13 protein-coding genes are annotated in these 11,417 nt (G+C 63.5%); 5 read left to right on the forward strand and 8 right to left on the reverse strand.

Annotated elements, in window-relative coordinates; all coding sequences use genetic code 11:
- Positions 1-3 precede the first annotated feature (3 nt).
- Both traD and ACWHMB_RS17600 read left to right on the forward strand, forming a co-directional pair.
- A complete protein-coding gene (gene traD / locus ACWHMB_RS17595) occupies positions 4-2,196 on the forward strand; it encodes a type IV conjugative transfer system coupling protein TraD (RefSeq protein ID WP_377483516.1) in 2,193 nt (730 codons plus the stop codon).
- Entirely contained in the window at positions 2,193-2,942 is a 750-nt protein-coding gene (locus ACWHMB_RS17600) for a TIGR03747 family integrating conjugative element membrane protein (protein WP_023108453.1), read from the forward strand. Before traD ends, ACWHMB_RS17600 begins: the two co-directional genes overlap by 4 nt.
- A gap of 40 nt (positions 2,943-2,982) precedes the next feature.
- On the opposite strand, the gene ACWHMB_RS17605 is transcribed toward ACWHMB_RS17600, so the two are convergent.
- From ACWHMB_RS17605 to ACWHMB_RS17640, 8 genes are read right to left on the reverse strand one after another with little or no spacing between them, the layout of a single operon-like run.
- Positions 2,983-5,607, reverse strand: a complete 2,625-nt coding sequence (locus ACWHMB_RS17605) for an AAA family ATPase (RefSeq protein WP_447648655.1) — start codon at positions 5,605-5,607, stop codon at positions 2,983-2,985.
- A 9-nt stretch (positions 5,608-5,616) separates the two neighbouring features.
- A complete protein-coding gene (gene nucC / locus ACWHMB_RS17610) occupies positions 5,617-6,342 on the reverse strand; it encodes a CBASS effector endonuclease NucC (protein ID WP_003050273.1) in 726 nt (241 codons plus the stop codon).
- A 38-nt stretch (positions 6,343-6,380) separates the two neighbouring features.
- Entirely contained in the window at positions 6,381-7,283 is a 903-nt protein-coding gene (locus tag ACWHMB_RS17615; RefSeq protein WP_003090158.1) for a CBASS oligonucleotide cyclase, read from the reverse strand.
- The gene (gene cap7, locus ACWHMB_RS17620) at positions 7,283-7,783 is read right to left on the reverse strand and encodes a type III CBASS phage resistance system CD-NTase-associated protein Cap7 (protein WP_003090159.1); all 501 of its coding nucleotides are present in this window, start codon (positions 7,781-7,783) and stop codon (positions 7,283-7,285) included. Before cap7 ends, ACWHMB_RS17615 begins: the two co-directional genes overlap by 1 nt.
- Positions 7,780-8,250 carry a type III CBASS phage resistance system CD-NTase-associated protein Cap8 gene (gene cap8, locus ACWHMB_RS17625; RefSeq protein WP_003090160.1) on the reverse strand — a complete coding sequence of 157 codons (471 nt, stop codon included), beginning with the start codon at positions 8,248-8,250 and terminating at the stop codon, positions 7,780-7,782. Before cap8 ends, cap7 begins: the two co-directional genes overlap by 4 nt.
- Positions 8,247-9,161, reverse strand: coding sequence for a CBASS system CD-NTase-associated protein Cap6 (gene cap6 / locus ACWHMB_RS17630; protein ID WP_016852809.1), 915 nt, complete (start codon positions 9,159-9,161; stop codon positions 8,247-8,249). Before cap6 ends, cap8 begins: the two co-directional genes overlap by 4 nt.
- A 17-nt stretch (positions 9,162-9,178) precedes the next feature.
- Positions 9,179-9,754 carry a PIN domain-containing protein gene (locus ACWHMB_RS17635; RefSeq protein WP_003153636.1) on the reverse strand — a complete coding sequence of 192 codons (576 nt, stop codon included), beginning with the start codon at positions 9,752-9,754 and terminating at the stop codon, positions 9,179-9,181.
- Positions 9,751-10,221: a helix-turn-helix domain-containing protein gene (locus ACWHMB_RS17640; protein ID WP_003050245.1), complete on the reverse strand. Its 471-nt coding sequence runs from the start codon at positions 10,219-10,221 to the stop codon at positions 9,751-9,753. Before ACWHMB_RS17640 ends, ACWHMB_RS17635 begins: the two co-directional genes overlap by 4 nt.
- 203 nt (positions 10,222-10,424) lie before the next feature.
- Here ACWHMB_RS17640 and ACWHMB_RS17645 point away from each other — a divergent pair, with 203 nt between their 5' ends.
- From ACWHMB_RS17645 to ACWHMB_RS17655, 3 genes are read left to right on the forward strand one after another with little or no spacing between them, the layout of a single operon-like run.
- Positions 10,425-10,808, forward strand: coding sequence for an integrative conjugative element protein, RAQPRD family (locus ACWHMB_RS17645; protein ID WP_003090167.1), 384 nt, complete (start codon positions 10,425-10,427; stop codon positions 10,806-10,808).
- Positions 10,805-11,038: a TIGR03758 family integrating conjugative element protein gene (locus ACWHMB_RS17650; protein ID WP_003090170.1), complete on the forward strand. Its 234-nt coding sequence runs from the start codon at positions 10,805-10,807 to the stop codon at positions 11,036-11,038. Before ACWHMB_RS17645 ends, ACWHMB_RS17650 begins: the two co-directional genes overlap by 4 nt.
- A gap of 16 nt (positions 11,039-11,054) precedes the next feature.
- Positions 11,055-11,414, forward strand: a complete 360-nt coding sequence (locus tag ACWHMB_RS17655; protein ID WP_003090173.1) for a TIGR03745 family integrating conjugative element membrane protein — start codon at positions 11,055-11,057, stop codon at positions 11,412-11,414.
- Positions 11,415-11,417 lie beyond the last annotated feature (3 nt).

Here is an 11,417-nt window from a genome sequence, read left to right on the forward strand (position 1 = left end):
GCCATGTCAGGCAAACAGCCGGTCGAGGTTCTGCTACGCCCAGCGGTGGAGCTATACACCATCGCGGCGTGTGCAGGCGCCGCGTTTCTGTGCCTGGTGGCCCCATGGTCGCTCGCGCTGAGTCCGGCCATGGGCGTCGGCAGCGCCTTGGCATTCGGCGCCTACGGCGCGATCCGCTACCGCGATGCCCGTGTCATCCTGCGCTACCGGCGCAACATCCGCCGCTTGCCGCGCTACGTGATGACGAGCAAGGACGTGCCGGTCAGCCAGCAGCGGCTGTTCGTGGGGCGCGGGTTCCTCTGGGAGCAGAAGCACACCCATAGGCTGATGCAGACGTACCGGCCGGAGTTCCGGCGGTACGTCGAGCCGACGCCGGCCTACCGGCTGGCCAGGCGCCTGGAGGAGCGGCTGGAGTTCGCGCCATTCCCGCTGTCCCGGCTGCCCGCGCTCACGGGCTGGGACGTGCCTTTCAACCCCGTGCGCCCGTTGCCGCCTGTCGGTGGCCTGCCGCGCCTGCACGGCATCGAACCCGACGAGGTGGATGTCAGCCTGCCGCTGGGCGAGCGCGTCGGCCACTCGCTGGTGCTGGGCACCACGCGGGTGGGCAAAACGCGCCTGGCCGAGTTGTTCGTCACGCAGGACATCCGCCCCAGGAATGCTGCCGGCGAGCATGAGGTCGTCATCGTCATCGATCCCAAGGGGGATGCCGATCTCTTGAAGCGGATGTACGTCGAAGCCCAGCGCGCTGGCCGCGAAGGCGAGTTCTACGTCTTCCACTTGGGCTGGCCGGACATTTCGGCACGCTACAACGCGGTGGGCCGCTTCGGCCGCATCAGCGAAGTGGCGACCCGGGTGGCGGGGCAGCTCTCCGGCGAAGGCAACAGCGCGGCGTTCCGCGAGTTCGCATGGCGCTTCGTGAACATCATCGCCCGCGCCCTGGTGGAACTGGGGCAGCGCCCGGACTACATGCTGATCCAGCGCCACGTCATCAACATCGACGCGCTGTTCATTGAGTACGCCCAGCACTACTTTGCCAAGACGGAGCCCAAGGCCTGGGAGGTGATCGTCCAGATCGAGGCCAAGCTCAACGAGAAGAACATCCCAAGGAACATGATCGGGCGCGAGAAGCGTGTGGTGGCGCTGGAGCAATACCTCTCCCAGGCGCGCAACTACGACCCTGTGCTCGATGGCCTGCGCTCGGCGGTGCGCTACGACAAGACCTACTTCGACAAGATCGTTGCATCGCTGCTGCCGCTGCTGGAAAAGCTCACGAGCGGCAAGATCGCCCAGCTCCTGGCGCCGAACTACTCCGACCTGGCCGACCCACGGCCGATCTTCGACTGGATGCAGGTGATCAGGAAGCGAGCCGTCGTCTATGTGGGCCTGGATGCGCTGTCCGATGCCGAGGTCGCCGCGGCGGTCGGCAATTCGATGTTCTCCGACCTGGTTTCGGTCGCAGGCCACATCTACAAGCACGGGATCGACGATGGACTGCCGGGTGCATCGGCTGGTGCGCGCGTGCCGATCAACGTGCATGCGGACGAGTTCAATGAATTGATGGGTGACGAGTTCATTCCGCTCATCAACAAGGGCGGTGGCGCGGGCCTGCAAGTCACCGCCTACACGCAAACGCTCTCGGACATCGAGGCCCGCATCGGCAATCGCGCGAAGGCCGGCCAAGTGATCGGGAATTTCAACAACCTGTTCATGTTGCGCGTGCGCGAGACGGCCACCGCGGAACTGCTGACGAGGCAGTTGCCGAAGGTCGAGGTCTATACGACTACCATCGTCTCGGGCGCGACGGACAGCTCAGACATCCGCGGCGCGACGGATTTCACGTCGAACACCCAGGACCGCATCAGCATGTCCAGCGTGCCGATGATCGAGCCGTCACACGTCGTCGGCCTGCCCAAGGGCCAGTGCTTCGCGCTGCTGCAGGGCGGCCAGCTTTGGAAGGTACGCATGCCGCTGCCGGCGCCGGACGCGGATGAAGTGATGCCGGCGGACCTGCAGCAACTGGCCAGGTACATGCGCCAGAGCTACAGCGAGGCCACGCAGTGGTGGGAGTTCACCAGCTCGTCGGCCTTGCAGGATCCGGCCTTGCCCGACGACCTGCTTGACGATGCCGCTGCGGCCGAGCCCGGCGCGGTGGCCACCGGCGCCGACGATGGCGCGGACAACGAGGCCGTGCCATGAAGGATGCCGCCTCGACCGCGCAGCGGGAGCAGAACAAACGCCAAGGCTTGATCGTCGGCACCATCACTTTGCCGTTCCGGCTGCTCGGGGTGCTCATTGGCTCGCTGCTGTTCTCGATCGCGGTGGAGTGCGTCGGCATGCACCTGTTCTGGAAGGACCAGGGCTGGCGCCACTCCCAGCAGATGCTGCAGTACGAACTCGGGCACCTGTCCGACCACTTCACGCGCAGCGTGGTGGTGCAGGAGCCGGGGCGCACGGCGCACGAGCTGGTGGATACCGGGTACGAGTGGGTGTTCGTGCGCTCGGGGTTGCTGGAGCGCATGAGCCAGACCGCCGAGCGCGTCCGCTCGGCCAGCCACGGGCAGAGCCGCAACTTCCGCTACTACATCAGCCAAGTCTATGTCTGGGCCGAAAGCTACCTGATCGCTGCGGCCTTCACGACGCTCACCTTCCTGGTGCGCCTGCTGGTCCTGGTGCTCACGCTGCCGCTGATCCTCACGGCGGCATTCGTCGGCCTGATTGACGGCCTGGTGCGACGGGATGTGCGCCGGTTCGGCGCGGGCCGCGAATCCGGCTTCATCTACCACCGCGCGAAGGCCAGCCTGATGCCGTTGGCCGTGCTGCCTTGGGTCACCTATCTCGCTCTGCCCATATCGGTGCATCCTCTGGTCATCCTGCTGCCCAGCGCGGCGTTGCTGGGGATGGCAGTCAGCCTGACCGCAGGCAGCTTCAAGAAGTACTTATGAGGTGACACGGGCGGCACTGCTCTGCAAAGCCGTGTGCCGTTCATCGGTTCTGCAGGGTATCAAGAGCAGCATCCAACGCCGTAACCGCCTCGACGACCGTTCTTACCGTCGCCCGATCGAACTCATGATCGCGCTGAGCGTCGTGCACACCGCTATTGAGGTAACCCCATTCAATACTCGTACCTCTGACATTGAGCAGCCTGACCAACGCCCCTACGGCATCCGGCGCACCCGCATGTTGCGCCGCGATACGCTCGACGGCCGACCGCAACTTGGTGCATTTATTGTTCAGCTCCCAAGGCGCGCGGGGCCCGCTCAGCTTGATGTCGATCCGGCCGTCCGCCCGCCAACCCAGCCACGTCCACAGGCGGTCCGTCAGACTCTCCAGCGCCGGCCGGGCCTGGCGCAGTGCCTCGCGTTTCTCGTCAGCCGCCAACGCCTGCTGGGCCAGAAGAACATAGTTCTTCGCTGGCGGGTCGCTGTCGACCCGCAGTTCGTGCTCTCCCTGATGCGGGAGAAACTTGTAGCGCTTGATGGCCGCGGCGCGGCGCACGCCCAACTCCTGCTGGATGCGGTGCAGGAACTCCTCTGCGTGCGAGGTGAGGATAACCTGCTTGCCGTGGAGCAAACCGTCCTCGAAGAAGGTACGCCAGATGCCATCGCGATGGTCGTCGTCTATCGCATTGACGACGTCATCGAAGATGACCACGGGGCAGCCCTGCGCGAGGTTCTTGGCAAGCAGAATCGCCAGACCCAAGCATTTGATGTGCCCTTCGCTGAAGACGATCAACGCGTCGTAGCGCACGCCCGGCTCGCCGGCGAACTCCACCTCGATCTTGCCGTTCTCGGCCACGGGCAACCACAGCGCGTGCAGCAGATCGCCGGGCGGATCGGCCCGGTTGAATGCGTTGTAGAGATGGCGGGCTTGGTCTCCCAGCCCCTGTAGCAGAACCCCCGGCAGAGCGGTCAGGTATGCCTGAATCTCGGGTAGGAAGCCGTCGTAGGCGGCCTTGACCCGCTGATGGTGCACCACCACCGGCATTTCGTCCGTGGCCGCCTGGATCAGGCCGCGGTTCGCGTCGTCGAATTGGGCCACGGTTTGGCGGGCGGCCGCCAGCTCCTGATCCGCAGTCGTGCGCATGGTCCGCAGCCGTTCGATCTCCAGCTGATGCTGTTGCAGGCGGTCGCGCTCCTGGGCCATCGCGCCGCGCTGGGCATGCACGTCGCGCGCCTGCGCGTCGAAGCCTTCGATGATCTGTGCGATCCGTAAGAGGGCTTGCCAGGCGCGCTGGTCCCCATTCACCCAGCCGCCGAGCCAATTGCCCGCCAACGTGGGAGGCAGCAGTGGCAGGCCCGCGGCCTGCGATTCGGCAGGACAAGCGACCCCAGCCGCCGCCACCACGCGGCGCATTTCGTCCCACAGCGCTCGGACCGCCTCGCTCAACTGCGTCCGATGCCCGGCCTCTTGCTGCTGCAGGACGGCCAGTTGCGCGAGCTGCTCCAGGCCCATTCGCGCCCTGGCGAACGGGTCCTGTGCCACAGCGGCCAGTCCGGTTCCACATGCCGGACACGCGGTGGCCCCGTCCGCCAACGCTTGCACGGCCTCGTAGAGCTTCGCGTACGACACCTCGCCCGCGCGGGCCGCGAGTTGCGCGGAAGACGCTTGCCACAGTCCCTGGACGCGGTAGGCCTCTGCCAGCAACGCTTGCAGGCGGGCCTGGGTCACCTCGTGAATGGCAGGCGGGTTGGCGTCCAGCTGAGCCTGGACATACGGTAGCCGTCCTTGCTGCTGCGGCGTACCCAGCAGCCAGTCCACGCAGGCTTGATAGGTCGCGCCAGGTGACATGCGCTGCGCCAAAGCTTGTTCCAGGCCCTCGACCGCTGCGATCTTCTGCGGGTAGGCGGCGATGGTCTGTTCGGAGTTCGCCAACCGCAGGCGACGCTGCGCCAGCTGCGCCGCCTGCACGCCGGCAAGCATCAGGTCCTGATCGAGCGAGGGGTTGAAGCCGCGCACGAACTCGCTGAACTGGTCCACGCCGAACAGGGTGGCGATGAGCTGGCGCTGATCGCTCGGGGTCCGCGCGGCGATTCGGGCGAAATCGTCGAGGCGGTTCTTCTCGATGAAGCAGAAGCGATACTCAGCTTCGTCGGGCTGGACGGCCTGCGCTTCGCCCGCCGCCGTAGACGACAGGACTGGCGCGACGTGGCGGCGCAGGCGAGCGTTGTTGCAGTACGTCCGCTGGTCGACCCGCTTGGCCTGCGCTTCGCTGATCGAACCGAGCATCGCCACTTCCAAGGCTTCGCAGAAGCTGCTCTTGCCGGTGCCGTTGGCACCGTAGACCAAGGTGATGTCATGGCTGAGGTCGAACGTCTCCTGCCGCATGAATCCTCGAAACGGCCCGACTTCGAGCTGGTGCAGTCGCCCGAGCGCCGGCCCGTTTTCGGGGCCGCGCGCGTCCCCGTCGTAGGCGACAGGCATCTGCGCCAGATGCGCGATGGCCAGCGGCGCCAAGCGCGTGGAGCGCCCCCGGCGTGCAGCACCGACCTCGGCCAGTGGCTGCAGGTGATCGAGCACCAGGTGCGCCAGCCGGCGCACGTCGTCGTGCACGTGCCGCTGCGCCAAGTGCGCCAGGAACCGGTGGTACTCCGAACGTATGCTTGCCACAGCGCCCCCTCACTTGGTCAACCACTGACCGTAAGCCTCCACATCGATCATGGGGACCGTTCCACTGAACTGAAGCTGCGCGATCAGCTTGAAAAGAAACGCGGTCGCCGGCTTGTTTTCGTTGGTGTAGCTGTACGCGCCGCTGGCTTGGTCATAGAAAAAGTGCCCGTGGGCGGCAACGCATCCGATGTCCAGACGCCCCTCGGTGAGGTTTGCGTTCAGCGCCTTGTCCATGGATGGACCCAATGCAGGACTCCATTCGCTCTCGAAGGTGAGCAAGCCACCCAGAATCGGAATCAACGGCTTCGCTGGGTAGGTCCCGCCAGCGTGCGGGATCGGCAGGCTCGTGCGGTGCAGCCTGCGCACACTGGCGACCTTCTCCTGGGCATAGGCCACAAGCCCCGCGTCAGCCGTCTGCTTGGCCTCGAAAACGGCGTACACGCTTTCGGCTGGAATGATCGTCTCGTTCTCGTAGGTGAAGATAAAAGGCGAATATTGCCGATCAAACACCACCACATCGATCTGCTGGCTGAAGTTCCCCAGGCTGTCCACCACATGCGCCTTGGCCGCCTGGTACCGTTTGGGCAGATAGGTATCCAGCATGTCGATCCAGACGTTCTCGCTCGCATCCCCCTTCGTACCCGGGTGACCGAAGGTCTTGCGTACTACGGACAAGCGCTGCTGGATGTCCTCATGCAGGGACGACAGGAGCTGGGAAAGCGACCACTGGGACATGCTGTACCTCGATGGGACGTGTATGGAAGCCGATGGAATCAGGACAGTGGGAACTTGGGGCCAAACAGTGCGCGCCAGGCGCGAAGCGCTTCGATATTGCGACCACGACGCGCGTGGTCGATGGCGATGCTTGCGTCTTGGCTCGCCTGGAACAGCAGCTGCTGCGCGCGCTGCTTGCGCGCGGCATCCATATCGTTGCTGATCGCCGGGCCAAGTCCGGCGGGATCCGGCCACTCGTCATGAACTCGATCGGCAAGCGTGGCAAAGAACGACTGGATCTCGCGATCGAACGATCCTCCCCAGCCGCCGTAAAGACACTCAAGGGCCATTACCTCGATCAGGAACGAGGGCTTCACCGGCTTCAGATCGCCGTGCTTGGGATTGTTGTTCCAGTACTTCACCATGCGCACGAGACCTTTCCACTCATTGGCATAGGCTTGGTGCGCTGCGGTCGCCTTGTCCTTATGGATCTCCGGGTCCGTCTTGATCCACTTTCCGGACGCCGTATCGGGGATCTCATACTGGTCGCCGGTGTCGAATGCGGGCACCGCATCCACGCTGACCACCCGGTAGTCCGTGTTGTCCTCCGCGTCGATGTGAACACCGAAATCCACGTTGATCGAGCGCGCCTGTTTGCGCACGGCCGCCGAACCGTATTTCTCCACCAATGCAGAGTGGAAATCATCCAGCACTACCGATGCGGCCTTGCCGTGGTAATGCTTCTCCGAGTCCTTCAGCACGAAGAAGATGTCGATATCCTTGAGCGGCTTCGTCTTCGTGTATCGAGCATAGGAACCGGTCAGGAAGCTGCGCGCAATGCCGAACTTGGTCTGCAGGTAGTCCCGCACTTCGTTCTGGCGTTGCGAGGCATTCTTCTGTTCGCGTTCGTTGAGTTCCAGACGCGACTTGAACTTGCGAAAAGCTTCATCGATCGACAGCATCAGCGTTGCCTCCAATATCCGGCCTGACCCGCCAGGCCGCTGTGTTCGACAGTCGAGCCTAGGCTCTGCTTGACCATTCCATCCGTCGAGCGATAACTTCCTTTGCTCCATCCCTCCACATCAGGTCGCCCTGGCTTTGTATCGAGCATTAACTTGTACTTGGCCTGCGATGGCAGCAGCCCAGCTTTCTTGATCGCGTACTTCAACTGCTCGGTATCTGTCCAGAAGCTGCCGTCGCCATCGGACCACCCATACACGATGTCGATATCCCATCGGGTCACGAGCTTGTCGGTTGCCGGGTTGTAGATCTCCAGAATCACCTTGCGCAGATCACCGGTCCCGAGCCACGTCTTGATGGCTCGGGTATTGCTCTCCCAGCGATCCGCAAAGTGCTCAGGGTCCAGCCCACTGAGCAGGATGATGTCTTTCAAGCTCTTGAGGATGTTGTCGGTCACATAGGTAACCGAGTGCGTGTACGAGTAGGTGGCGACGGTGCTCATGACTTGAGGAAACCTCCGAGGTCGAGCGACAGCGCTTGCCCAGCATCGGCCTGCGCCTGCGTGGCAATTCCTTGGCTCAAGTCCCGTGCAATGATGCGAGAACTGTGCTTTTTGAGCGCGCTTTGCACCCAGCCGAGCTGCTCCTTCGGACACGGCAGCGAGACTCCCCAGTCTCCCTTCAACGGCTCGAACCCCAAGACTTCTTCGTTGGCATCATCACCATCGATCGCGTCTTCGTCGAAGAGGCAGTAGATCCTGGTCCGTGGTCCATCGCATGTCGCAACGATGGGCGCGCTCTTGGGTGCCTGGTCGGCGATCAAGCTGGCGGCCACGCCCGTCACGGCCCTGAGTTCAGAGCGAGCCGTGCCGTCCTTGCCCTGAGTGAGCAGTTCGACAATGGCATCCCATGTCTGCAACGCATCGCGGTGCGGCGAGCTGCGAAACGTCCGGCTGACAACGGTGGTCATTTTTGCTTCCCTCCTTGAAGGCGCATTTGCTTTGCCTGTCGTATCGCACTGCGCAGGTGCTCTACGGAAAGCTTGTTCGGATCGATAGCCACTTGCGGGTCGGCCGCGAGGGCGTTGGCTACGACCTTGCGAATGGCCCGACCATCCAATCCGACGCACTCGCCAGCGCACACGTCGAACTGGTGAGCCGAGGAAAGCTTGCCAATCCCCGGAAATGTCTTTGCCAGGCCATTCAGGCAGTCCACTAGGATCTGCTTGCAGGCATCCTTGCCGGGCAGTGGCACCTCCATCACCATGTCGCAACGAGATAGGAAGGCACTGTCGACGGCCTGTGGGAAGTTGCTGGTGGCCACGAACAGCAGATGCGGGTTGCGTTCGGCCAACATGTCCAACTGCACCAACACCGCGTCGGTGGCCCGGTGCACATCAACCGGGTTGGCTTCCAGGCTGAGCTTCGCTCGATCAGCCGCAAGCGTTTCGACCTCGTCCAGAAGGACGATCGTCGGGCCCGCCGCTGCGGATTCTGCGATCGATTGCGAGAACAGGTCTGCCACGGCGCGTTGAGTCTTTCCCATTGCAGAGCTCGTCAGCGTGTGAGGCTCCACTTCCAGCAATCGAAACTTCGCAGAAGAAAAAGATTCGGCCACACGATGCGCCAAGCCCCGTGCCAAGGAGGTCTTCCCAGTCCCCGGCGGGCCGACCAACAAGATCACGCCGTGCAGGGGGAGTACCGTGCGCTCCACCTTGGGGCGCACCGTGAAGTTGACGATCGCTTGTGACAGCAACTGTTTTTTGATGGCTTCGTCCATCACGATCGAATCCCACAAGTCACCCAGCGACTTATCCGGCAGCTTCCAGCTTCGATGGATGCCTTTCGGCAAAGTGGCGTCTGATGAAGGATTCTTGGTCATCCGTGGCTCTCGGCGGGTCAGAGAATGGTGCGATAGGTCGCCAGCACCTTGGTCGTTTGCACAAGGCCTTGGCGCAGCAGGATTTCGAGATAGCGGTCCACATCGATCGGCGGATGCTTGAGTTGGGCACGCTGGCGCTGCGCAGCCGACACTACGGCGGCCGCATCCAGATCCAGCAGGTTGTCCACAAACTCATCGGGGTGCTGCGATTCGATGCCGTACGGAGCCAGCAGATCGTTCGGGAAATCACGTTCGTTGAACGTCACAATCACGCTCGCACCGCAGCGAATCGCCGCAGCCAGGACGTGCCGATCATTCGGATCGGGTAATGTCAGGCCTGCCACGAGCGCTTCGTAGCCCTCCACCAAGCCGTCCGGAATGGCCCTGTCCATGAGATCCGACGTCCTGTCGACCTGAACCCGGGTGAGATCGGGGCGGTTGATCAACAGGTTGCGTTTCCACTCCTCATGAATGGCTTGGCTCCACCGCGCCCGGAAGCGGCCAGACAGGCCGAGCCACATCAGGAAATCCCGCAGTGGCGCGGGATATAGAACGCACGCGTCGTAGACGGCGGTGAATGGGGAATGCCTCATTCGTATCCCATTCCCAACTCTTGCGACTGCTGAGCGAGTTCGGCCATCGCCTGCTCACTGGCGCGCTCGCGCGCTTCCTTGTACTGCATCAGATCGGCGAACCTCACCCTGCGGTGCTTGCCGGTGCGATGAAATGCCAACACCCCATCTTCTAGCAGCTTGACGAAATGGGGACGGGACACGTTGAGCAAGTCCGCCGCCTCTTGGGTCGTCAGCTCTGCATGGACGGGCACCACCTTTACTGCATTGCCATCGGCCAACTCGGCCAGGATGTCGACCAGCAGGCGTAAAGCCGAGGTAGGCAGTTCCACCTGATGAGCCTGTTTGTGGTCATCAAAGATCTGGATGTGCTGCGTCTCGAACTGGGTTGCGAGGTAAGCCGCCAAGGCACGTTGACCCTGGACGGCTGCCTTAACCTCTCCCGCGGCGGGAAGGGTCATCTTGGATTGGGCAGTGGCGGTGGTCATGGGTAGCTCCTAAGCGAAAACGGTTGCAGAGCCGATCATATTCGAAACACTCGAAAAACGCAATAATCGAAACTAAACCCGGGCTTTTGTAGGTTCGCTCGCGGTATGCCCAATCCGGTCGTCCGCCAGTTCCTATTGTTTGCGGCCTAAAACAGCCCTGATCTCCACGATCACCCCATTGCTGATCACACAGGAATGGCGCGATGGTGGCTTCGATCTGGCTGCGCGCCGCGCATCGCGGCGTGCCCACTTTTCTCGTGACGGCCCTCCTGCTGGGTCAGTCCCAGATGGCCTTGGCCGAGTCCCCGGCACAGCGCCAGGAGCTGGTCGCCGCACTGCGCCAGCTCGACGCGCTGGAGCGCACCGTCGCGGACAGCGCCGCGCATGCCCCCATCCAGCCGGGCGAGCGCTACCACTTCGACTACCCGCGGCTGCTGGCTGACCTGGCGCGCGTTCGCGCCGGCATCCAGTTTCACCTGACGCCATCGCGCGCTCAGCCGCGCGACCCCTCCGAACTGGCCGGCGACTACCGCACCGAGCGGGCGGCCGAGCCGCTGCCGGCGACGACTGCGGGGGGCAAGCAATGAACGGCGCCCAGGTCTCGGCATTTCAAGCCAACAGCGGTATCGCGCCTTCCGCGATGGCGACCGTCCTGGTCGGCGTCGTGCTCGCGGTCCTGCTCGTGTGGGGCGTCTGGGCCATCCGAACGGCCTACGTGGGGTGGTCCGAGAGCCGCCTCAACCAGCGCCAGTTCCTCGGCGTCTGCATTCGCTTCGTCGCGATGTACCTCGTCCTGAGTTTCTTCCTTCTGTCCTGACCTGAAAGGCCCGACCATGCACAACCGCAACCTCACTTCCCGTTTTGCCCAGCGCGCCGCCGTGGCCCTGGGCGCCGCCGCGCTGCCCGCGCTGTCGTTCGCGCAAGGTCTGCCGCAATTGGAGAACCCCACGCGCGGCACCGGCAACGGCATCATGGAGACCATCCGCAACTACGGCTACGACATCATCATGCTCGTGGCCCTGCTGGTGGTGGCGTCGATGTTCATCGGCGTCTGCTACCACGCCTACGGGACCTACGCGGAGATCCACACCGGCCGCAAGACGTGGGGCCAGTTCGGCCTCACGGTCGCCATCGGCGCCGTGCTGCTCGTGATCGGCATCTGGCTGCTCACCGAAGCCACCGGCATCCTGTAAGCG

The organism is Ottowia pentelensis, from assembly GCF_964341695.1.

What these genes read in the sequence shown, in the direction of transcription:
- traD (WP_377483516.1), top strand. Translation starts at nt 4, where the DNA reads ATGTCAGGCAAACAGCCGGTCGAGGTTCTGCTACGCCCAGCGGTGGAG.
- ACWHMB_RS17600 (WP_023108453.1), top strand. Translation starts at nt 2,193, where the DNA reads ATGAAGGATGCCGCCTCGACCGCGCAGCGGGAGCAGAACAAACGCCAA.
- nucC (WP_003050273.1), bottom strand. Translation starts at nt 6,342, where the DNA reads ATGTCCCAGTGGTCGCTTTCCCAGCTCCTGTCGTCCCTGCATGAGGAC.
- ACWHMB_RS17615 (WP_003090158.1), bottom strand. Translation starts at nt 7,283, where the DNA reads ATGCTGTCGATCGATGAAGCTTTTCGCAAGTTCAAGTCGCGTCTGGAA.
- cap7 (WP_003090159.1), bottom strand. Translation starts at nt 7,783, where the DNA reads ATGAGCACCGTCGCCACCTACTCGTACACGCACTCGGTTACCTATGTG.
- cap8 (WP_003090160.1), bottom strand. Translation starts at nt 8,250, where the DNA reads ATGACCACCGTTGTCAGCCGGACGTTTCGCAGCTCGCCGCACCGCGAT.
- cap6 (WP_016852809.1), bottom strand. Translation starts at nt 9,161, where the DNA reads ATGACCAAGAATCCTTCATCAGACGCCACTTTGCCGAAAGGCATCCAT.
- ACWHMB_RS17635 (WP_003153636.1), bottom strand. Translation starts at nt 9,754, where the DNA reads ATGAGGCATTCCCCATTCACCGCCGTCTACGACGCGTGCGTTCTATAT.
- ACWHMB_RS17640 (WP_003050245.1), bottom strand. Translation starts at nt 10,221, where the DNA reads ATGACCACCGCCACTGCCCAATCCAAGATGACCCTTCCCGCCGCGGGA.
- ACWHMB_RS17645 (WP_003090167.1), top strand. Translation starts at nt 10,425, where the DNA reads ATGGTGGCTTCGATCTGGCTGCGCGCCGCGCATCGCGGCGTGCCCACT.
- ACWHMB_RS17650 (WP_003090170.1), top strand. Translation starts at nt 10,805, where the DNA reads ATGAACGGCGCCCAGGTCTCGGCATTTCAAGCCAACAGCGGTATCGCG.
- ACWHMB_RS17655 (WP_003090173.1), top strand. Translation starts at nt 11,055, where the DNA reads ATGCACAACCGCAACCTCACTTCCCGTTTTGCCCAGCGCGCCGCCGTG.